The organism is Pseudomonas sp. WS 5503, from assembly GCF_012985385.1.
In the GTDB taxonomy this organism is placed as follows: Bacteria; Pseudomonadota; Gammaproteobacteria; order Pseudomonadales; family Pseudomonadaceae; genus Aquipseudomonas; species Aquipseudomonas paracarnis.
In genome coordinates this window covers 407,260-427,546 of record NZ_JAAQWI010000004.1, presented here as the reverse complement: position 1 = coordinate 427,546, position 20,287 = coordinate 407,260, and the positions used below count along the sequence as shown (strand labels likewise).

General features: G+C 58.8%; 22 protein-coding genes, 1 tRNA gene and 1 pseudogene. 10 read left to right on the top strand and 14 right to left on the bottom strand.

Going from position 1 to position 20,287, the window contains the following annotated elements; translation table 11 throughout:
• Positions 1-70: 70 nt before the first annotated feature.
• Together HBO10_RS13825 and HBO10_RS13820 are read left to right on the top strand one after the other, a co-directional pair.
• Positions 71-1,096: an alpha/beta fold hydrolase gene (locus HBO10_RS13825; RefSeq protein WP_034126179.1), complete on the top strand. Its 1,026-nt coding sequence runs from the start codon at positions 71-73 to the stop codon at positions 1,094-1,096.
• Between the two features lie 197 nt (positions 1,097-1,293).
• Positions 1,294-1,464: a DUF2986 domain-containing protein gene (locus HBO10_RS13820; RefSeq protein ID WP_080757734.1), complete on the top strand. Its 171-nt coding sequence runs from the start codon at positions 1,294-1,296 to the stop codon at positions 1,462-1,464.
• Here HBO10_RS13820 and HBO10_RS13815 read toward each other — a convergent pair.
• The 5 genes from HBO10_RS13815 to HBO10_RS13795 all read right to left on the bottom strand — a co-directional run bounded on the left by HBO10_RS13815 (position 1,436) and on the right by HBO10_RS13795 (position 5,948).
• Positions 1,436-2,431, bottom strand: coding sequence for a helix-turn-helix domain-containing protein (locus HBO10_RS13815; RefSeq protein ID WP_169922007.1), 996 nt, complete (start codon positions 2,429-2,431; stop codon positions 1,436-1,438). The two genes, HBO10_RS13820 and HBO10_RS13815, sit on opposite strands and share 29 nt — an antisense overlap.
• Before the next feature lie 4 nt (positions 2,432-2,435).
• Positions 2,436-2,978 carry an isochorismatase family protein gene (locus tag HBO10_RS13810; protein ID WP_034126177.1) on the bottom strand — a complete coding sequence of 181 codons (543 nt, stop codon included), beginning with the start codon at positions 2,976-2,978 and terminating at the stop codon, positions 2,436-2,438.
• Between the two features lie 91 nt (positions 2,979-3,069).
• Entirely contained in the window at positions 3,070-3,603 is a 534-nt protein-coding gene (locus tag HBO10_RS13805; protein ID WP_034126176.1) for a GNAT family N-acetyltransferase, read from the bottom strand.
• Positions 3,593-4,804 (bottom strand): YeeE/YedE family protein, encoded by a 1,212-nt coding sequence (locus HBO10_RS13800; protein ID WP_034126175.1) that lies wholly within the window; start codon positions 4,802-4,804, stop codon positions 3,593-3,595. Before HBO10_RS13800 ends, HBO10_RS13805 begins: the two co-directional genes overlap by 11 nt.
• Before the next feature lie 526 nt (positions 4,805-5,330).
• Positions 5,331-5,948 carry a TetR/AcrR family transcriptional regulator gene (locus HBO10_RS13795; protein ID WP_034126174.1) on the bottom strand — a complete coding sequence of 206 codons (618 nt, stop codon included), beginning with the start codon at positions 5,946-5,948 and terminating at the stop codon, positions 5,331-5,333.
• A gap of 134 nt (positions 5,949-6,082) precedes the next feature.
• Between HBO10_RS13795 and HBO10_RS13790 the strand changes: the two genes are divergently transcribed.
• On the top strand, positions 6,083-6,523 hold the full coding sequence (locus HBO10_RS13790; protein WP_003192702.1) for a hotdog fold domain-containing protein: 441 nt from the start codon (positions 6,083-6,085) through the stop codon (positions 6,521-6,523).
• 10 nt (positions 6,524-6,533) lie between these two features.
• Here HBO10_RS13790 and HBO10_RS13785 read toward each other — a convergent pair whose 3' ends face one another.
• On the bottom strand, positions 6,534-7,862 hold the full coding sequence (locus tag HBO10_RS13785; protein ID WP_034126173.1) for a HAMP domain-containing sensor histidine kinase: 1,329 nt from the start codon (positions 7,860-7,862) through the stop codon (positions 6,534-6,536).
• Entirely contained in the window at positions 7,855-8,529 is a 675-nt protein-coding gene (locus HBO10_RS13780; protein ID WP_034126172.1) for a response regulator transcription factor, read from the bottom strand. The genes HBO10_RS13785 and HBO10_RS13780 overlap by 8 nt, the downstream gene beginning before the upstream one ends.
• 135 nt (positions 8,530-8,664) lie before the next feature.
• Here HBO10_RS13780 and HBO10_RS13775 point away from each other — a divergent pair, with 135 nt between their 5' ends.
• The 4 genes from HBO10_RS13775 to HBO10_RS13760 all read left to right on the top strand — a co-directional run bounded on the left by HBO10_RS13775 (position 8,665) and on the right by HBO10_RS13760 (position 10,050).
• The gene (locus HBO10_RS13775) at positions 8,665-8,838 is read left to right on the top strand and encodes a hypothetical protein (protein ID WP_014719228.1); all 174 of its coding nucleotides are present in this window, start codon (positions 8,665-8,667) and stop codon (positions 8,836-8,838) included.
• Positions 8,819-9,166, top strand: a complete 348-nt coding sequence (locus HBO10_RS13770) for a hypothetical protein (RefSeq protein ID WP_034126171.1) — start codon at positions 8,819-8,821, stop codon at positions 9,164-9,166. Before HBO10_RS13775 ends, HBO10_RS13770 begins: the two co-directional genes overlap by 20 nt.
• Positions 9,167-9,325: a hypothetical protein gene (locus HBO10_RS13765; protein WP_155290827.1), complete on the top strand. Its 159-nt coding sequence runs from the start codon at positions 9,167-9,169 to the stop codon at positions 9,323-9,325.
• A 155-nt stretch (positions 9,326-9,480) separates the two neighbouring features.
• Positions 9,481-10,050, top strand: a complete 570-nt coding sequence (locus HBO10_RS13760; protein ID WP_034126170.1) for a type 1 glutamine amidotransferase family protein — start codon at positions 9,481-9,483, stop codon at positions 10,048-10,050.
• A 295-nt stretch (positions 10,051-10,345) separates the two neighbouring features.
• Here HBO10_RS13760 and HBO10_RS31320 read toward each other — a convergent pair whose 3' ends face one another.
• The 4 genes from HBO10_RS31320 to HBO10_RS13745 are packed head-to-tail and all read right to left on the bottom strand — an operon-like array spanning position 10,346 to position 15,430.
• Entirely contained in the window at positions 10,346-10,663 is a 318-nt protein-coding gene (locus HBO10_RS31320; protein ID WP_262378109.1) for a hypothetical protein, read from the bottom strand.
• Positions 10,664-10,680: 17 nt separating this feature from the next.
• A complete protein-coding gene (locus HBO10_RS13755) occupies positions 10,681-11,439 on the bottom strand; it encodes a biotin/lipoyl-binding protein (protein ID WP_230633830.1) in 759 nt (252 codons plus the stop codon).
• Positions 11,432-13,069, bottom strand: coding sequence for an MFS transporter (locus HBO10_RS13750; RefSeq protein ID WP_034126169.1), 1,638 nt, complete (start codon positions 13,067-13,069; stop codon positions 11,432-11,434). Before HBO10_RS13750 ends, HBO10_RS13755 begins: the two co-directional genes overlap by 8 nt.
• Positions 13,070-13,108: 39 nt before the next feature.
• Positions 13,109-15,430, bottom strand: a complete 2,322-nt coding sequence (locus HBO10_RS13745; protein WP_169922011.1) for a PQQ-binding-like beta-propeller repeat protein — start codon at positions 15,428-15,430, stop codon at positions 13,109-13,111.
• Positions 15,431-15,564: 134 nt separating this feature from the next.
• Here HBO10_RS13745 and HBO10_RS13740 point away from each other — a divergent pair, with 134 nt between their 5' ends.
• Positions 15,565-16,470, top strand: coding sequence for a LysR family transcriptional regulator (locus tag HBO10_RS13740; RefSeq protein ID WP_034126167.1), 906 nt, complete (start codon positions 15,565-15,567; stop codon positions 16,468-16,470).
• A 93-nt stretch (positions 16,471-16,563) separates the two neighbouring features.
• On the top strand, positions 16,564-17,238 hold the full coding sequence (locus tag HBO10_RS13735; protein ID WP_034126166.1) for a MarC family NAAT transporter: 675 nt from the start codon (positions 16,564-16,566) through the stop codon (positions 17,236-17,238).
• A 146-nt stretch (positions 17,239-17,384) separates the two neighbouring features.
• Here the strand turns inward: HBO10_RS13735 and HBO10_RS13730 are convergent.
• The 3 genes and pseudogenes from HBO10_RS13730 to HBO10_RS13720 all read right to left on the bottom strand — a co-directional run.
• Positions 17,385-17,569, bottom strand: a pseudogene (locus HBO10_RS13730) (ParA family protein); the annotation flags it as partial.
• Positions 17,570-17,690: 121 nt separating this feature from the next.
• Positions 17,691-17,766, bottom strand: a tRNA-Asn gene (locus tag HBO10_RS13725).
• A gap of 33 nt (positions 17,767-17,799) precedes the next feature.
• Positions 17,800-18,723, bottom strand: a complete 924-nt coding sequence (locus HBO10_RS13720; RefSeq protein WP_034126165.1) for a LysR family transcriptional regulator — start codon at positions 18,721-18,723, stop codon at positions 17,800-17,802.
• A gap of 100 nt (positions 18,724-18,823) precedes the next feature.
• On the opposite strand from HBO10_RS13720, the gene lldD reads away from it, so the two are divergent.
• A complete protein-coding gene (gene lldD, locus HBO10_RS13715) occupies positions 18,824-19,954 on the top strand; it encodes an FMN-dependent L-lactate dehydrogenase LldD (protein WP_034126164.1) in 1,131 nt (376 codons plus the stop codon).
• Positions 19,955-20,287: the final 333 nt, after the last annotated feature.

The window sequence follows — 20,287 nt, the reverse complement described above, 5'->3', positions numbered from 1 at the left end:
CGCCTCCCCTCTACCTGAACCGCTCGTTTCAGGTCATGCTGCGTCCTTCATTTCAAGGACGATAAAAACAATGAAAGCCCCCCTCGCCGCCCTGCTCCTGATCAGCCTGACTGGGCCTGCACTCGCCAACGACCCCATCGGTTTCCAAACCACCACCATCCCTGACACTCACAACATTCGCCCACTGGAAATGGCCGTGTGGTACCCCTCCACCAGCACCGCCCAACCCAAGCTGATCGCTGACAACCTGGTGTTCATCGGTGTGCTTGCGGTGCCTGATGCCGCACCGACGCCCGGTAAACATCCGGTGGTGGTGCTCTCCCACGGCTACGGTGGCAATTGGGGCAAGCAGGCGTGGTTGGCCAGTGCGCTGGCCCGGCAGGGGTATATCGTGGCGGCAGTGAATCACCCTGGCACCACCAGCCAGGATCGCAGCGCGCAAGCCGCCGCGCAGTTGTGGCAACGGCCCAAGGATTTGAGCCGGGCCATTGATGCGCTGCTGGCGCAGGCCACGCCATTTGGCGCGGCGGATAGTGGCCGGATCGCGGTGATAGGCCATTCCCTGGGGGGCTGGACGGTCATGGAGAGCGCGGGGGCGCGTTTTGACCCGGCGTTGTTTGCCCGGGACTGCGACGCCCATCCGACGTTGGTGGCGTGCAAGGCTTACCGTGAGATGAACCCTGAAGGTACGCCGAGCGGGAAGGCTCAAGTGGCCGCGGACTTGAGCGACAAGCGCGTGACCGCTGTGGTGTCTCTGGACTTGGGCCTGTCGCGCGGCTTTACCGATGCGAGCCTAGCGGCATTGCCGGTGCCGGCTCTGGTGATCGCCGCCGGTGTGCCGTCAGCGGATTTGCCGGCGCAGATGGAATCCGCCGACATGGCCAAGCGGCTGCCAAAAACGTCGACACAGTACGTGGAGATCCAGGACGCCAACCACTTCAGTTTTATGTCCCAGTGCAAACCGGGGGCGGCAGCGGTGCTTGACGCTGATGTGCCCGGTGACAGCATCATTTGCCAGGACGGCGAAGGCGCGCGGCCACGGCCCGTGATCCAGCAGCAGATAACCACGCTGATCACCCAGTTCCTGGCGCGCTGAGCCCGTGGCGAGGGAGCTTGCTCCCGCTGGAGTGCGCAGCGCTCCCAGCTTTTTTGGGGCCGCTACGCAGCCCAGCGGGAGCAAGCTCCCTCGCCACGGTTACCGGCTCTGCCTTAACTGACTGGCATTAACCCAGGGCCCGGTCACATTTGTTGAAACTGGTATCATCCGCGCCTTTCCCTCTCAGGCACCGCGACATGAACCGCCAGAAAAAACTCCAGCAGCTCTTCAAAGCCAAAGCGAAAAAGGCCAGTGCCAAGCTGGCGCCCAAAAGCAAAGACAGATACATCAGCAAGGCCGACCGTTTGAAGCTGGAAACCGAAGCTGGCCAGGACCCGGTTACGCCCCCCGAGACGCCTGCTGAGTAAGGCGCATGGCTGAAGGGGTGGCCGCTTCATACTTACCCCAGATACGCCGCAGATGCCGCGCCGAACCGAAGCCTGCGCGCTCGGCGATGGCTTCAATGTCCAGGGCCGACTCGGCCAGCAGTTCGCGGGCTACAGCCAGGCGCAGGCGATGCAGATAGTCCAGCGGGCTGGTGCCGACATGCTCCTGAAACAAGCGCGCCAGGTGGCGACTGCCGGTACAGGCCAGGGCCGCCATACGGGTGACCGTCCAGGTTTCACAGGGCGCGGCGGCGATGGCGTCTTGCACACGATGCACCGCCGGGTGCAGGTGATTACGCCCGGTTATCCAGGGCGACAACTGCGGGTCGCTGCCGCTGCGGCGCAGGTACACCACCATGTCTCGCGCCACCGCGCACGCCAAGCGTGGCCCGGCCAGTTCGGCAACCAGGTGCAACATTAGGTCGATACCCGCTGTAATACCGGCGCTGCAACTCACAGGGCCATCGGTGACGTACAGACGGTTTTCCAGCACCCGGGCCTTGGGGGCGAGGGCCTGCAGGGTGGCGCACAGAGAATGATGCGTGGTGCATTGGCGCCCATCGAGCAGCCCGGCCCTGGCGGCACTCAATGCGCCGGCGCACACGCACACCAGACGCTCGGCCGAGGGCGCGAAGACGTTTTGCAGCCACTGGGTGAGCTGATGGCTGGCCGATTCGAAGGCCTTTTGGTGGGCTTTCGACACGTTCATCGTGGAGCCCACCAACACCACCAGCGTACCGGGGGCCAGGGTCGGCGGCAGCGGCGCCAGCCCCATCAGCGGCAAGCCGATGGAGGTGTGCAGCGTTGCCACCGGGCTGACGTATTGCAAGTCGAAATCCACCGCCGCCGGGTCGTCGACCTGCGCGGCCAGGCGCAGTACTTCGGCAGGCCCGGCCAGGTCGAGCATCAGCACGTTTGGCAATAGCACGAACAGCACCGGTACGCTCACCGCTTCACTCCGCCAGTGCCTGGGCGACCGTTACGATGCGGGCGAAGCGGTCATCGAGGACCAACTCCGTGCGTTCGCGAATCTCAGCTGGCGTATAGACCCGGCCGCTACGCACGTGGGTCATCGGGAAGGTCAACGTCGCCTCGCTGACAAAATCCACCTTGAAGCCGCTGTCCGCAGCCTGCCGCGTAGTGGTCTCGCAGCATTGCTCAGTGCGGATGCCGCTGATGATCAGCGTGGTGACGCCCATTTCCACCAACCGAGCGGCCAGTGGCGTACCGGCCAAAGCACTGTGGTAGCGCTTATGGATCACCAGTTGCGGCTTGATCGACAGCTCGCTCAATGCCCTGACGTTGCCCGATTGCATGGAGAAATGCCCTTGGTCTTCAACATGGAAGACTTGTACCACCGGGATGCCGCGCTGAACACAACCATCGATGAGGGCCTGCTGTTTTTCCAGATAGTCGGGCAGGTCGTTTTCGGACCAGTAGGTTGAATGACGGAACGAGTGCTGGGCGTCGATCACGATCAGGGCTTTATGGGTCATGGACAGTCCTTGTGGCTTGCATCAGTGGGTAAACGATGCACGCCATGGTAAGGACCACCCACAGTGCGCGACAGACGCAAGGCAGACTACTTCAGGACGGATTCGGACATGTTACCGGGCACGCCATGGCACAACGGCTGCCGGGTTCGAAGCCATGGGCGTACTCATCCGCCAGGATCGTTTCCAGACGCGAATCGACGTGAATTGCAAAGCCCAGGCGCCGGTAGAACGGAGCATTCCAGGGTACATGCTTGAAAGTGGTCAGCGTCACCGCACGCAGGTGTTGGGCGCGGGCATGCTCTATCGCCGTTTCCACCAATCTGCGCCCCCAGCCCTGGCCTTGCAGCGGCTGGGCAACCGACACTTCATGGATATGCAGGTCGTCGCCAAAGCGTTCTGCGCTGAGGAAGCCTTGAGGGCGATCGTGGTCATCAACCACCACCCAACAGGTCGATAACGCGATCCACTGCCGATGGCACTCGACGCCGATCGGCGCGGCATCCGCCAGCCAAGCCAGCCCTTCGATTGCGCGAAATGCCTGGGCTGCGCTCTGCTCGATGGCGGGCAACAAACCGGCATCTTGCGCGCGCGCCAGGCGAATGTGGGTGGACTGCTCAGCAGCCACTCAAGGCCACCTGGGGCCGTTCGCCCGCAAAGAAGAAGGGCCGCAGGCGCACGCCCACGCCGTTGCCGATAAAGGCCGCCACCAGCCACACCCAGCCATGCAGGCTGCCCGAGGCGATGCCACTGAAGTACGCGCCGATGTTGCAGCCATAGGCTAGGCGCGAACCGTAGCCAAGCATCAGGCCGCCGATCACAGCCGCGATCAACGAGCGCGCTGGAATATTCAGGCTGGGCGCAAAACGCCCGGCCAGGCCAGAGGCCAGCAGCGCGCCGAGGACAATGCCGATGTCCATGACGCTGGTGATATCTTCCCACACCGGTGCAGCCAGGGCCTTGGCATTGCCCGGCATCTCCCAGAATGCCCAGCTGGCAACGTCCACGCCCAGCCCGCTCGCCACCTTGGCGCCCCACAGCGCGAACGCCGAGGTAATGCCCCACGGCCGCCCAGCCAAGGCCAGGGTGGCGTAGTTGAGCAGCGCCAGGCCAATCGCGCCCCACACTAACGGCCATGGCCCACGCAGAAAGCGGCGTAGCCCTTGGTGCTCGCTTTGCACGCCTTGTTCAAGTTGACCATAGCGACGTTTTTCCAGGCGCACGGTCACCATAGCAATCAGCGCGAACACCGCCAGGCTCAGGACCAGCGCCGGCAGCACACCGAAACTTTTGACAATGGAAACCGCCGGGAACGATGGCAGTGCAAACCACCAGTCGACGTGATGGGTGGCGATCAACGAGCCGCAGATAAAGAACAGCAGTGTCACCAACATCCGCGCATTACCGCCGCCGACGGTGAACAAGGTGCCCGACGCACAGCCGCCGCCCAGTTGCATGCCGATCCCGAAGATAAACGCCCCGAACACCACCGACACACCCGCCGGCGCCACCAACCCGGCCACCGGTTGGCCGAACAAGGTGCCCGCGCCCAGCGCCGGGAAAAACAGCACCACCGCTACCGCCAGCATCACCATCTGCGCACGCAAGCCAGCGCCACGCCGATCATTGATAAACACGCGCCAGGCCGAGGTGAAACCGAAGGCTGCGTGATACAGCGTCAGGCCCAGCGCGGCGCCGACCACCAGCAGCAACACCTGGCGTGCGCCGACCATGTTCTGCAGGAACAGCGCGCCCGCCACCAGGATGATAAAGGCAATCAGTGGCGCGACGGGCTTGCGCACGGGCGTCAGGGAAAGAGACGTGCTCATGGGGTTCTCGATTGGTTGGAAGGAGGCAAGTATAGCCTCAGAAGGAATTTGATCAGGTGGGGCATTACCGAAAGGATCATCGTTTGAACCACCGCTTTCGCAGCCTCGCTAAAGCTCGACAGCTCCCACAGGGGATCGGCTGTGTATGTGGAATCACGCTTTGCAGGACCATCGCGCCAAACACAATTCTCGACAGCAACACCGTCCAAATGTGGGAGCTGTCGAGCCCCAGCGGGGCTGCGAAGGCGGCGGCACAGACAACCTCTTCATCGCCTGAACCACCGCTTTCGCAGCCTCGCTAAAGCTCGACAGCTCCCACAGGAGATCGGCGGTCTATGTGGAATATCGGTTTGCAGGGCCATCGCGCCAAACACGACTCTCGACAATAACACCGCCCAAATGTGGGAGCTGTCGAGCCCCAGCGAGGCTGCGATGGCGGCGGCACAGGCAAAATCTTCAGCGCCTGAACTACCGCTTTCGCAGCCTCGCTGAAGCTCGACAGCTCCCACAGGGGATGGAGGACTGACTAACCCAGGCTGATCGACTGCCACGCTGCTTCAGCCAGCAGTTCGCGGTATTCAAATGGACTCTTTTTGACCTTCGCCGACAACCACGCACGCGAGTAACTTTCCGCCGCGCCAATGATCAGCGAAGGGATCAGCTCGGCAGGCAAATGACTGAAATGCTCCTTGCGCCCTTCCCCGCTCATCCACTCCTTCAACTGTTGGTTGCGCTGTTTATTGCGTGCAAGCAGCTCGTCCTTGAACGGGCCGCTGGAGACGGCAAAACGGCTTTGGAACACGAACCGCGCCCAGTCCGGCTGTGCGGTCACCCATTCAACGTAGCTGTACACCAGCCCGACGACGCCTGCGTGGGCGGTGTCCGCTGCTTGCAGATAGTGGTCACGCAGACTGGCCTGGTCCTCCAGCGCCGCAAAGAACAGCGCAGCGACCAACCCTTCTTTATTGCCGAAGTGGTGATAGATAGCGCCCACGCTGGTGTCGCAGCGCGCGCGAATGGTTTCGATAGAGGTCGCCTCGATGCCCACCTCGTTAAAACACGCCAGTGCTTCGCGCAGGATGATGCGCTTGAGGTCGCTGCGCCTGCCGGGGAAGGTGCGCTCGATGAGATCGATGGAGTGCATGGAGGAACGCCAAATCAAAACAGTTTATAGGCTGAACGACCGGCAGAGAAAGCTCAGGTTGACAGTCGTGGAATAAACAGAATATTGTTCCGTTACAGAATATTATTCTGCAAATGACCCTTGAGGATATTCCGATGAGCCAAGCCCTGAGCATGTTCAATAGCGTAGGCCCCGCCGCATTCAGCAACCTGGCGTGCCAAATGGCACCCTACTTCAGCACCATCACTCCCGAGATCGCGGAGCTCAAACCCAACCATGCGGTGGTCACCGTGCCGTTTCGCAAGGAAATCACCAATCACCTGGCCTCGGTGCATGCCATCGCACTGTGCAACGCCGCCGAACTGGCCGGCGGCATGATGACCGACGCGTCGATCCCCGCAGGCGCACGCTGGATTCCCAAAGGCATGACTGTTGAATATCTGGCCAAGGCGAAAACCGATATCCGCGCTGTTGCCGATGGCAGCGCTATCGATTGGCAAACCGCCGGAGACAAGATCGTGCCGGTGGAGATCTTCGATGCGGGCGGCGTCAAGGTCTTCACCGCCCACATCACCATGAATGTGAAGCTCGCTTAGGCACAATCGTTCAACAGACTCCAGATGCGCCGTCTGCCGGCGGCGTGTCCCGTACATTCGTAAAATCAAGAATGACCGTAAACCGCTGTTGCTCACGGATCACCTCAATCTGCCAGCCCAACTTTGCGCACAACTGCCGCATCAACTGCAACCCAAGCCCATACCCAAAATCATCGGACTCCTGCCGCGGCTTGACCTCACTGATGTAATTGGCAATCACCAGCCGGGGGTATTTGAAACTGATATCCACCGTGCCCTCTTCCGCGTATTGCAGCGCATTGCGCAGGAAGTTGCCGATCACGATACGACACGCCGTAGGGGGCAGCCGGCAAGGTTCGTTGTGGATGTCGATGCTTAGCTCAATATCCCGGTGACCGATCAGGTAGCGGTGCCTTTCAATCAGTTCGCCAACTACCTCGCTAAGATTAACGTCTTCCTCGGGCAACGACTCTGGACGTTCGCGGCTCATCCACAGCAATGTCTCGGCGATGAGCTGCATATTGAGCACCGAGCGTTCTACGCGCTGCAACGAGGGTGGTAGCACACCACCCGATTGCAGGGCCAACAATTCGATATTGGCCTTGAGCACCGCCAGCGGCGTGCGCAGTTCATGGCTGGTGTAGCGCAACAGACGGCCTTCTCGCTGGCTGGCGGCCTGCACTTGTTCAACACTTTTGGCCAGGGCATCGGCTAACATATTGAACTCCTTGAAGTTGAAACCCGGCCGCTCGCTGGCCAGGGCGTCAGGATTGTTCAGGGTGCTGGACCATTGGATCAGACGTCCCAGCGGACGCACCAACCACCACACCAACAGCGCGATGATAATCAGCGCCGGCACGAATACGGCCAGGCTGATGAGCTGGACGCTTTCCAGTACCTGGTCAAAGTAGGCGTCGGACAATGGCGTCTCCACCTCTCCCCCTACTTCCTTATCGTGGTCGATGTCATACATGTAGAGGGTTTTGCCGTCGCCCAGAGGTTGTTCGAGAACGATATGGAACGGCGCCTCGTCGTCATCGGAATAGAGATCGCCGAAGATATTCACCGCACCAAAGGACAGGCTCGGCGGTGCATTCAGCAACTCGCGCACGTCCTGCGGCAACGCCTCCTTGCCGATGACGCTGGTGTAGTAGTAATTGTGCGGCGTCGGCGTGGTCGGGTCCTGTTTGTAGTGCCGGAGAAAATACAGGGCTTCCTCCTCCATCATCGCGCTGGCGGTGTAGAACAGGCCGCGCACGGTGAATTCAGGTAGCAGCCTGCTATAGATCACCAGCACCACCGCAATCAGACACAGGAAACTGCCGCTGATTACCCACTTCAGGCTCAGGCCGCTACGCATGGGCCTTTACCTGGATGCCGACACCCGCCAGGGTATGGATCAATGGCCGGCCAAAAGGTTTGTCTACCGTCTTGCGCAGCCGATGCATATGCACTTTGAGCGTATTACTGTCAGGCGGCTCATCGCCCCAGATTTTGCTTTCCAACCGCTCCCTGGGAACAGGCTCGGGGCTGGCGCGCATCAAGTGCTCCAGCAAGGCCCAGCAAATGGGTGACAGATGCAGCTCCTGCCCTGCCCGGCTGACTTTGCGGGTGGTCAGCTCCATGACCAAGTCGTCCACTTGCAGGCGGCTGGTCTGGCCGCTGCGCCGCAGGCTCAAGGCGCGAATCCGCGCCACCAGCTCGGCAAGCTCGAACGGCTTGACCAGATAGTCGTCGGCTCCCGCAGCAAAACTGGCGAGCTTGTCGGGCAACGCATCCAGCGAGGTCAGCATCAGGATGGGGGTCTGGATGCCTTGCTGGCGTAACCCTGCGCACAACTGCTGGCCGTTCAGTCGCGGCAGCATGATGTCCAGCAGAATGACGTCGTAATGCTGGTTGAGCGCCAGGTTGAGCCCGGCCTGGCCATTGCTGGCGTGATCGCAGACGATACCGCTGATCTCCAGGTACTCGATGACAGTGGTGGCCAGGTCCAGGTTGTCCTCGACCAGCAGCAGATGAATATGCACGGAAAAACCCTCGGGCAGATGGTGCTCAGCGGTGTGAAGGATAGCGGAAGTCAGGCTGTTTCCTGCGATGTTTACCTGGTGTTAACCCCGTGCTGCTTAGGCTAAGGCTCTTCTTATCCAGAGCTCGTCACCGTCATGAACCTGTATTCGATGATCAAAGGGGTGCTGTTAGCCGTGATTTTCCTCGCGCTGATGGTGGGCATCCTTCCACAGCAAACTCAGTTGGTACGCATGGGAGGCAGTGGCTGGTTTCTGATTGGCCAGAATGTTGAGCAGACAGGGTCGTGTCATGTCGCCCGTGCGTCGTGATGAGCTGGGCGCCAACTATGCCAGCCAGTTGGTCGCCTGCGTGGTGCTGGTTATTGGTGTGGCGGTTTCGATGGGTATCTATATCGCGCGCTTGAATGCGCACCTCGATGAGCAACGCAACCTGACCTCGGTGTATCTGCCCGACTGCCCTGACGGCCGTGGTGGTTTTATGGTCTATCCCGATGACAGGCGCAGTGGTGACGAGTGCTACACCGCGCAGGAAGATGAGTCGATCGATGTCGATGAGCTGCAGCGGCTATCAGGCTGGAGCCTTGCGCAACGGTTCGACTCCATCCCGCCAGCGGCTCAATCACCGCGCACGTTTTAGATGCACAGCCTTTATGCTTACCCAGTGCAGGCGCCGGGCCGCTCTAAAGCCGCTGCGCTGGAGGCAGACTTGCTGCCAGGCCAGGTCGCCAACGGCGAGCTGCGCAGCGCACCAGAACACCCTCTCAACGTTTCACGCCTGAACATGCCGCCGCGTTGATCACTGTCATTGCCAGTTGAAACACATACTGCCAATACTCCACCACACCATTCATCAGCCCCGCTGGCGAGTACACTCGACAGCAATGCCCACCAGGACAACCCTGCTGGGCAGGTTGCTGCTGATTATCATGGAAACTTGAGAAGGACACTCAAATGGTACGTGCCGTTACTATCCTCACCGAGAATTTTTCTGACTGGGAGCCCGCGCTGATCAATTCCACGGGCCGTGCCTACTATGGCTTCGAGACTTGTTTTGCCGCTCCCGGTGGCAAGCAAGTGACATCATCCGGTGGCATGACCATCATTCCCGACCTGGCCATCGAGGCCATTCGGCTGGACGATGTCGACTTGCTGATTGTGCCGGGAGGCCCGATCTGGAGAACAGACAACGCCCCCGCCATCGAGGCGCTGGTCCGTGAGGCTCACGCCAGGAACATCGTCGTGGCGGGAATCTGTGACGGTACCCGCGTACTGGCCAAGGCTGGAGTGCTGGATCACTTGCAGCACACCTCCAACTCCGCTGACAACCTCAAGCAGGTGCATTATCGCGGAGCAGATTATTACCAAGACGTACCGTACGCCGTTGCCGACCAGGGAGTGGTCACGGCTCCTGGCAGCGCGCCGGTCAGTTTCATGGCCCAAATTCTCGACACCTTGGGTTTGAAAGACAAGAAGCTGGATGCCTACCTGGCCATGCATGCGGCTGAACATATTCACGGCTGAACCCCTTCCCTCTGTCTCTCCCCCTCACCTCGGCGCTGCGGCCTGTTACCGGGCCGTAGCGCGCTTCACCGTTGAACCGCCCCTCCAATACTCAAAGCGGCAGAACCGATGCTGAACATGATTGAGTGGTGGATATGTATGAACATACCGCCTGACGAGGTCAACAAAATCGCCCGGTTCCGCGAACTCAATGATGCTCAAAAAGCGCTGATGCTTTCAGCTCGTAAGAAGTCAGGGAAATTCACGGAGGGGTCCTGGGACTCTCAACAGCAACTGAATGCTGATAGCCGCCTCCTCACCGATGAAGCGTATCGACATCGACCTCAACCGACATGCCCGGGCGCAGCGAAGACTCGAAAGGCTGGTCCGGATCAACAGATATGCGCACCCCGATACGCTGCGGTACCTTGACGAAATTGCCCGTTGCATTGTCCGGCTTGAGCACCGCGAATTCCGAGCCCGTCGCTGGTGAGAGCCGCTCGACATGCCCCTTTAGCGTCGCCCCTCCTAACGCATCAATCCTGAGCGTCGCGATCTGCCCGGGCGCAATAGCCTTAGTCTGCGCCTCCTTGTAGTTCGCGACTATCCAGTGATCAGCGGGCACTACCGACATCAATTGTGTACCGTGGGTCACGAATTGGCCCAACGCACGCCCACTTCTCCGAGCACGCCATCCTCCGGCGCCTGGATGACCGTGTGATTAAGATCAATCTGAGCCGCACGCAGTTTTGCCTGTGCCACCCGCACCTGGGCTTCCAGACCTTCACGGCCGACATCCACGGTACGCAACTCCTCCCGAGCAATCGACTCTTGCGCACCCGCCTGCTGTACCTCGGCCCGGGCTTGACTGAAATCGGCTCGTGCCTGGTCACGCTCGCGCGTAGAAATGGCGCCATCCATGACCAACGCGTTTGCGCGCTGCATGTCAGCGCGGGCACGCAATAAGCGCGCCTGCGCACCGGCCGTAGCTGCAACTTGACTCTCGATGCCCGCCATGCGAGCAGCGTGCGCCTGCTGGTTGTTGGAGAGGTCGGCCTTGGCGACGGCAAGATTGGCGGTCGCCTCATCTACCTGCGCCTGATAGACCTCATCGTCAATACGCACAAGGACCTCGCCACGCTTGACCTGCGCGAAATCCTGCCCGGCCACCTGGACGATATAGCCGCTGACCTGAGGGGCAATCACCGTGGTTCGCCCCCTCACATAGGCGTTATCTGTCTGTTGCAGACCTGCGTCAAAAGGCGGCAACTTCCAGATGTACAGGACGATCGTAATAACGCCAATCGCAGCCAGCACCATGATGATGCCTTGCAAACGGCCCCGGGGCGGGGGCGACCAATGAGAAGCAGTGTGTTCAACATCCGATGGAACAGTCATGGAATCAGTCATTTACGTTCTCAGGCTCGCGACGGATGCGCGAGAGGAAAAAAGCCGACATCTGCAGATAAAACACATACATCGCGGTGCCAAAAGCCAGCACTGACACGATGCGAAAGACGTCATTGAATGCCAGTACGCTAGCCTGTTGCTGCAACGCTTTTCCTAGCAGCTTGCTGCTCTGTTTCTGGCGCTGTTCCGGGTCGGCTATATGACTCGAAAGCAACGCCTCGCCAATGCCGAGGCGCGCTACGACAAGGGGATTGGTGATCGGCGCACTGTCCGCCAGGCTAGCGATATGGGACTGGGTTCTGATGAACTCGTAGCTGCCCATTACAGCCGACCCTGCCAGGCTGCCGATACTCTGGCTCGCCCCGTACAGGACCACGAGCGTGATCATGTACTGAGGTCCCTTCGCGAACAGTTTGAGGAAGCCAAAGATCAAGGCAGGCCCGATAAACAGCGTCGCACCGAACCCAATCAAACACTGGCTCAGGTACAGTTGCGGCGCACGCGTGAGGCTGGTGGATTGCGAGTCCAGATACGCTCCCGTTGCGATAAACAACGCCGCGACCATGACCTGCCAGGGGATACGTTTGGGCGACAACGTCAGGCAAGCGACGACGATCCCCGCCAGCATCGACACCAGTACGCACGCAAACAGGACACGCAACTGATCGTTATTGAGCCCGCCCATTGATAGCAAACCTACCGAGCCGAAAGTCTGCTCGGCCAGCGATAGCCGAACCAGCAGCGCAATCGCAACAAAACGCATCAAGTCGAAACTGCCCAGCCATTCCAATTGCAACAGCGGCTGACGCCGACGTCTTTCAATGAACACCACCGTCACCAGCAGTGAGATAGCCGCCACCAGCATCCAGCCGAGAAAGGGCGCGTCGGTCCACCAATAGCTCCGGCCGAGGCCAAGCACACCGGCAAACAGCAGGAAGGACGAAACCAGCAATACAATCACCACTGCGTCCGAGGCAGAAAACACGCTGGCCCTATCACTGCGTGGCAAAGGCACCGCCAACGTCACACCCAACACCGCCATACCAATGCCCAGATTCAACAAGTGCAGCCCCAGCCAATGTTCCGAGGCGAGAAATTCCACGGGAATCATGCGCGCCACCGGCGATCCTATCTGGGTAAGCCCTACGCTGATAATCAGGGCCATCGGCTGGGCCGATGGGGCTAGGGCCTGCATCAGATAATAGGTACTCAAGGCGATCAACGTCGCGCACATCAAGCCGTTGATCGCCGTGGCAATGACCGCAGTTGTCAAAGTGGGCCACAGTAACTGCAGCACACAGGCAGCGATGTAGGTACCGACAATGCTTGCCGTAACCAAAGGGATTCCGAACTGCATCCGGGCCTTGACCAAGGTCAGGTTGGCGCTGGCATTGATCGCCAAAAAAACTGCCACCAACCATGAGACCTGAGCCGTGTACTCGCCAATAGAGCCAGAGATTACGCCTAGATTGCTCGCCACCAGGCCGTTGCACAGCGTCGTGCAGGTTCCGAGGAATAAGCCTACGACAAAATAGATGGCACGCCTGGCCGGCGACAGCTTGGGCTTATAAGGACTGCCCGCCATCGCCGGTTTCTCGTCAGCTTTGAACACGTATTCAGCGCTGGCCATGTGCAGGTAACGCCTTCTTTTGCTGTCGCTGCAGACGCTTCACGGTTGGGATGTCGGAAGGCTGAAGGCCATTACATAGTCACCGGTGTCGGGAGAATGCGCTGCCCCGCCTACGGAAATGACAACGTACTGTTTGCCCGTCGTCGGCGAGACGTAGGAGATCGGCGTGGCGCTGGCGCCGACCGGTAATTCATGTTCCCAGACGAGTTTGCCACTTTGCCCGTCGTATGCCCGGATGTAGTAGTCCTGATAACCGGCAAAGAATACGAGGCCGCCTGCCGTGGTCATCGTTCCTGCATAAGTTGGCATGCCCATGGGCATGGGCAGGTGTGATGCGATACCCAGTGGCCCCAATTGCTCTGTGGTGCCAGCCGGCACTTGCCAGGCCACCTTGTGCGTATTCAGATCGACCGCCGTGACGGTCCCATAGGGTGGCTGGTTGCACGGAACCCCTAGGGATGACATCCAGATATAAATGGCTTGACCGTAAGGTGTTTTCAACTGCGGTGACGGCCCATGTCCGCTCACCTCGATCTGGTGGGTTTTTGTCCAAGTATTGAATTCATCACGAGGCATCAGCCAAAAGATGTTCGGCACCCGGATATCGTTCATATAAGCCAGATGATTAACGGGGTCGTAGGAGACGCTACCCCAGTTGAATCCTCCGATATTGCCGGGCTGATCCAGCGCCTTGGTCAGACCGATCGGCGTGAAGTCGCCCTCGTAGCGCAGTTGCTTGAACATGATGCGGCACATGAGTTGGTCGAACATGATGCGGCACATGAGTTGGTCGAACATGGTTGCCCCCCACATCTTCTTCTCGGTGAGGTGTTCGGCACCGATAGTCGGCATCCCTACCGAATAAGGCTGTGTAGGCGAAAGCTTTTCTTCAGGTACCGCACCGGCCGTAGGCACGGGCTTTTCGACGACGTCGGCAATCGGCTCTCCGGTGGCGCGATTTAGCAGGAAAAGCTGGCCACGCTTGGTGGTTTGCAATACCCCGGGGATGGTTCCGCCTTGGCCGTCAGGCAAATCGACCAGCGCGGGTTGAGAAGGCAAGTCGTAGTCCCAGATGTCGTGATGGACGGTCTGGAATTTCCATTTCGGGCGGCCCGTCATGATATCGAGGGCGACAAGGGAAGAGTTGTATTCACCCGAGTGCGGTGGTCGCTCCATGCCGAAAAAGTCCGGCGTGGCATTTCCCAGCGGCGCATAGATAAGACCCAACTGGTCGTCATAGGCAGCGGCGGTCCACATGTTGGGCGTGCCGGGCGTGTAGGTCTGCCCCGCCGGTGGCAAGCCGGTTATGTCCGGGTTGCCTAGGTCCCACGCCCATGCCAGTGCGCCGGTGCGGGCATCAAAGGCGCGGATCACGCCTGACGGCTCACCGCGACTGTAGTTATCAACTACCCAGCCACTGATAATAATGTAGTCGCGCGCCACCAGCGGCGCGGAGGTCTGAAAGTAGAACCCAGGCTTAACGTCGCCCATGCCCTGCTTCAGGTCGACGACGCCGTCGCTGCCAAAACCTGGGCACTGCTTGCCGGTCTTGGCATCTAGTTCGATCAGGCGCGCATCGATGGTGGAATTGACGATTCGTTCCGCACAGACGCCATCAGCCGGCGCCTCCTTGAGCTTGTAGTAACCCAGGCCGCGGCAACGGTTCCAGATAGGAGATGCACTATGGGTATCGAATTTCCAACGTTCTACCCCCGTATCTGCATCGATGGCAGCAATGCGATCATCGGGTGTGCAAGTGAACAACGTATCTTCAATTTGCAATGGGGTGTTCGAATCCACGGCGCCCTTGTCCAACTGGATCTTCGCGCCGGTACGATAGGTCCAGGCCACTTTCAGGTCCTGAACGTTGTCACGGTTGATCTGCGTAAAGGGCGCGTAGCGCGTACCCGCAGTGGTTCGGCCATATGCGGACCAATTTGAAGGCGTGGTGTTTGTGGCGGCTGCAGTAAAAGGTGTGCCCGAGCCAGGCGAGACGACACCATGTGGAGTAAAGGCAAACCCAAAGAACACCGCCGTCCCTAATAGCGCTAGTACACCCAGACCGCGTATCCGACGCCGGGAGTCCGCAGGCGACCAAGTGGATAACAGGAGCAAGCCGATGCTCGCCAACGCTGCCGGTACGAGCAGGCGTGGAAACAGCGCCCAATAGAACGTGCCTGACTCCCAGAGCGCCCATGGAACACTCAGCACGGCAACCGCTACCAGCAGCCATACTCCACAAACTTGCCTACGCCAAAGCATGACGCCAGCGCTCAGATAGGCCCATCCGGCCAGCACGTAATAAAACGATCCGCCAAGGGTTAAGAGGTAAGCTCCACCTAACAATAACCCCAGCCCCATCAAGGCAACTAGGCTGGCAAAAATACGATTTATCGAGGTCACAGTTGAACTCCTATACGCTAAATGGCTCTCAGACTTGGTGATGATAGTGTTAGCCTATTAATTTTAGCCATGCCATATGGAGCAACTATACATTGCATAAAAGCAACGCCATGTGGAGCGAATACCACACCTTCCTCGTTGCCGCGCAAACATTGAACTTCAGCCGTGCGGCTGAACGGCTTGGGCAGAACACTTCAAGCATCAGTCGCGCCGTGACCCGGCTGGAGGAGCACCTGGGTCTGCGCTTGTTCAATCGGATGCCGTCTATGCGATTGACGGACCCGGGCGAGCGGCTCTATAGCGAAATCGCGCCCTTGTTCGAAGGCCTTCAGGAGGTTGAAAGCGCGATCAAGTCGGATGATGGAAAAATTAGAGGACGTATCCGGGTCGTCGGATCGCCCGAGGTTGTGCACTGGTTTATCAACCCGGCTATCGCTCGAATGCTGGAAGAACAGCACGAAATTCATTTTGAAGTGGAGGCCAGCACACGCGTGCCAAACCCCATTGAAGAGCCAGTGGATGTCTACTTCAGTCATCGCCGCGCCGAAGTGATTAACAAGTCGCTGGTTGCTCGGCCAATCTGTTCAATGCCACAAGGGTTATTCGCTTCTCCCCTGTTACTGGCCGGCAGGAAACCTCCCCGTGTACCGGACGATCTCCTGCAATGGCCCTGCCTTGGGCGTCAGGGAGAACCCGAGTGGGAGCTGATCGACCCCCAAGGACATAAACACCTGACGCCGGTGCAAGCCATCCTGCTTGCCACACCGAACGATGCGCGCATGGATCTTACTCTGCGCGGACTTGGCATCGCGCAGTTCAATTTGCCCAGCGCCAATGACGCCGTAGAGAGCGGCAAACTGGTACGTGTTTTACCTGGCTATACCCTCCAGAACATGTCGCTGTATGCTTTTCTACTTTCACGGCGCTTGATTCCGCAGGCGGTGCAGATCTTTCTGCGCTACACCACGGAAGAGGCAAAAAAATACTTTCCTGATTGAGTCCTGACTTGATATCGGTTCGTTAGGGCAGATGACGTACGACCTTAATAATCTTATAGCCTCCTATTCGTTGCATAACCGAGTAAAAACACTATGGGTAATTACTTTCATCATGTTCTTATTGGACTATTAGCCCTGCTTCCTATGGCCAATCCTCTAACTAGCATCTCCCTTTTACTAGGACTTGGAGGAAAGCTGCCTACAGTAGAGCGTAACCGGCAAATCCTGAAGGCAAGCTTGTATGTAGCTCTGATTATGTTTGTCAGCTTCTACGGGGGCAGCCTGGTAATGCAGGTATTCGGAATATCTGTTCCCGGCTTGAGGATAGCGGGAGGCCTGATCGTCACCTACATCGGTTTCGCCATGCTTTTTCCAGCAACGACACCTGACGAAACGGAGGTTCAGAAAGATTTCCTTTCAGAGAAAGAGAAAGCAACTCCACATTTTCGCGATTTGTCATTTGTACCTTTAGCTCTTCCTGGTGCAGCAGGCCCCGGCACGATAGCGTTGCTTATCAGCTCCGCCTCTACCCTGCAGTCGACCTACCAGACCCTACCACTCGTCATTCACCTTGCAGCCGCAACCGTATTCATCATTACTGCGCTTATTTTCTGGATAGCTTTAAGATGTTCGGGGCGAATCATGAAAGTGCTTGGTGAGTCAGGAATCGATGCAATTTCCCGAGTCGTTGGTTTTCTACTGGTTTGTATGGGTGTTCAGTTCGTTATCAATGGTGGTTTTGAGTTAGCGTCTACACCTATGCACTGAATTATAGTTTTCATAATAGTGAATTATTAAAGGCCGTTGATATTCCCGCGGCCACGTTCGCTAGCAATTTTATCAAATGCCTGGCTCAGCGCTTCACCTCATTACCGACAGAAGAAAGCGCTCCGCGGAGGCATTTCATTATTAACGATCAGTTGGTAGGTCCCGCCCGGCGCCTCACGCGTTAGCGTATAGAACAAGGACAGTGACGGCTGGGATCGAGATCGATCAGTAAGGTCCAATGACACGCGTCGGCGCAGAACGCGCCTAGATTGGCGCCAACCGTGGTTTTCCCCGGTCCGCCTTTGGTTGAAACGACTGCTGCGACTTTCATTGGCCTTACCTCTGAATCGAAGGATTAGAGATGGCGTCATGCTAAGCGCGCTAAGCGTCTGGATTGCTGGGTCAAATCCCAAGCAAAAAAAAGCCTGCATCTCTGCAGGCTTTTCTCTATCTGGCTCCACGACCTGGACTCGAACCAGGGACCCAATGATTAACAGTCATTTGCTCTACCAACTGAGCTATCGCGGAATGCGCCGTATGTTACTGATTAAAAAGAAGAAGTCAAGCGCCCTCAGAAATTTTCCGCAAATCGTCGCCCTGCTCGCTTGAATACGGCGGTTCCTTGGCCAAATCCAACCAGGCCCGCGCTGCCGGTGGCAGATGAGCGCTGGAACGCCAGGCCAGGGCGATGTGCCAATCGGTATGAGGCTCGTCCAGGGGGATCAAGGCGATGCCGGGATGTTGGTGTTTGTGCGCCAGCATCCTAGGCAGGAAGGCAACGCCCAGCCCAGCGGTGACCAGGTCGACGATAAAGTCTATTTGCCCGCTGCGGGCGGTGACTTTGGGGGTCACGCCTTTGCGTTCGCAGGCGCTGAGGATCTTGGCATTGAGGGCAAAGCCGGCCTCGAACAGGATGAACGGCGAGTCGGCCAGGTCGGTGAAGTCGATACGCTCGCGCCGGGCCAATGGGTGGCCCATGGGCAACACGGCGATCAATGGCTCGTTGCGCACCGGTTGGTAGTCAAAGCCTTCATCAACCGGTAGCAGCAAGGCGGCGAGGTCCACCTCCCCTGCTTCCAGGCATTCGCGCAGCCTTTTACTGCCGTACTCCGTCAGTTCGATGTCGATGCCCGGGTAACGGCTGCGGTAAGTGGCGAACATCGCCGCAAACAAGACTCCGCACCCTACCGGCGGCAGGCCGATGCGCAGCACGCCGCGCTGGAGGCCGCGCAGGTCGTTGATTTCAGCCATCAGGTCGGTGCGTTCGGCGAGCATTACCAAGGCGCGGCGGTAGGCAATTTCGCCGGCGGCGGTGAGTTCGTTCTTGTGGCCAAGGCGATTGAGCAGCGGCATGCCTAATTCGTCCTCAAGGGTCTTGACCGCTTTGCTGACGGTGGACTGAGTCAGGGCAACCACTTCGGCCGCCTGGGAGAACCCGCCCTGGCGCACCACTTCGACAAACGCACGCAATGTTCGTAGGTTCATCAGTATTCCTATAACGACTGGATGGCAGTGATAAAAGTTGTTTTCATCATGGCATAACTTTGCTTAGGGTGTAGCACTTTGCCCTGTGGAGACACCGTCGATGATCATCTCGTCCGCTTCCGATTACCGCGCTGCGGCCAAGCGCAAGTTGCCGCGCTTTCTGTTCGATTACATCGACGGCGGTGCCTACGCCGAGCACACACTGCGCGCCAACAGTTCGGACCTGGCCGAGATCAGCCTGCGCCAACGCATCCTGCGAAATGTCGACGACCTGAGCCTCACCACCCAGCTGTTCGGTACCGAACTGGCGATGCCAGTGATCCTTAGCCCGGTCGGCCTGACCGGCATGTATGCGCGACGCGGTGAAGTGCAAGCAGCCAAGGCGGCGGCCAACAAAAACATCCCTTTTTGCCTATCGACAGTGTCGGTGTGTTCGATTGAGGAAGTGGCCTCGCAAAGCCCGCAGTCGATCTGGTTCCAACTGTATGTGCTCAAGGATCGCGGCTTCATGCGCAACGCTCTGGAGCGGGCGCAGGCAGCTGGCGTGACCACCCTGGTGTTCACGGTGGATATGCCCACACCCGGCGCACGCTACCGCGATGCGCACTCGGGCATGTCTGGCCCCTACGCAGCGCAGCGACGCATGTTGCAGGCGGTGACCAAGCCGCAGTGGGCCTTCGATGTGGGCTTGATGGGCCGCCCTCACGACCTGGGCAATATTTCCAAATACCTGGGCAAACCCACCCACCTGGAGGACTACATTGGTTGGCTGGCCAACAACTTCGACCCGTCCATCAGTTGGAAAGACCTGGAGTGGATCCGCGAGTTCTGGAAAGGCCCGATGATCATCAAGGGCATCCTCGACCCCCAGGATGCCAAGGACGCGGTGAGTTTCGGTGCCGACGGCATCGTGGTCTCCAACCATGGCGGCCGCCAACTCGACGGAGTGCTGTCCACGGCCAAGGCGTTGCCGCCAATTGCCGAAGCGGTGGGCGATGACTTGACCGTGCTGGTGGACTCCGGCATTCGCTCCGGGCTCGACGTGGTGCGCATGCTCGCCCTGGGCGCCAAGGCGTGCCTGCTGGGGCGCGCCACCGCCTACGCGCTGGCCGCCGAGGGCCAGCATGGGGTAGAGAATCTGCTGGACATCTTCGCCAAGGAAATGCGCGTGGCCATGACCCTGACCGGGGTCACCTCCATCGCGCAAATCGACCGTACCACCTTGGTCTAGTGGTGATGGGTGCGGTGTACTTTGTTCACGAATAACGAAGCGTTGTTTATTTGCGACAAGCAACTCGCCCCACCGAAACAGTTACGTCAACCGGGCCGGCGGCAACGCTGGCCCAAATCAGCCAAATAACTGGCGCCATGCTTTAACGGACTTTTCTTATTTAAAAATTAGTTAATTGATTTATAAGTATTTTTTCCAACTAAAGACACTTGGCATGAATCTCGCTCTAGTACTGTTCAAGCAGGTTCGGCGATGACAAGACGTGCGGCAGGGCCATGGGGTTATAACCCAATGAAAAGCGGTTTAAACTGTTTCCAATGTTTTACGGAACTG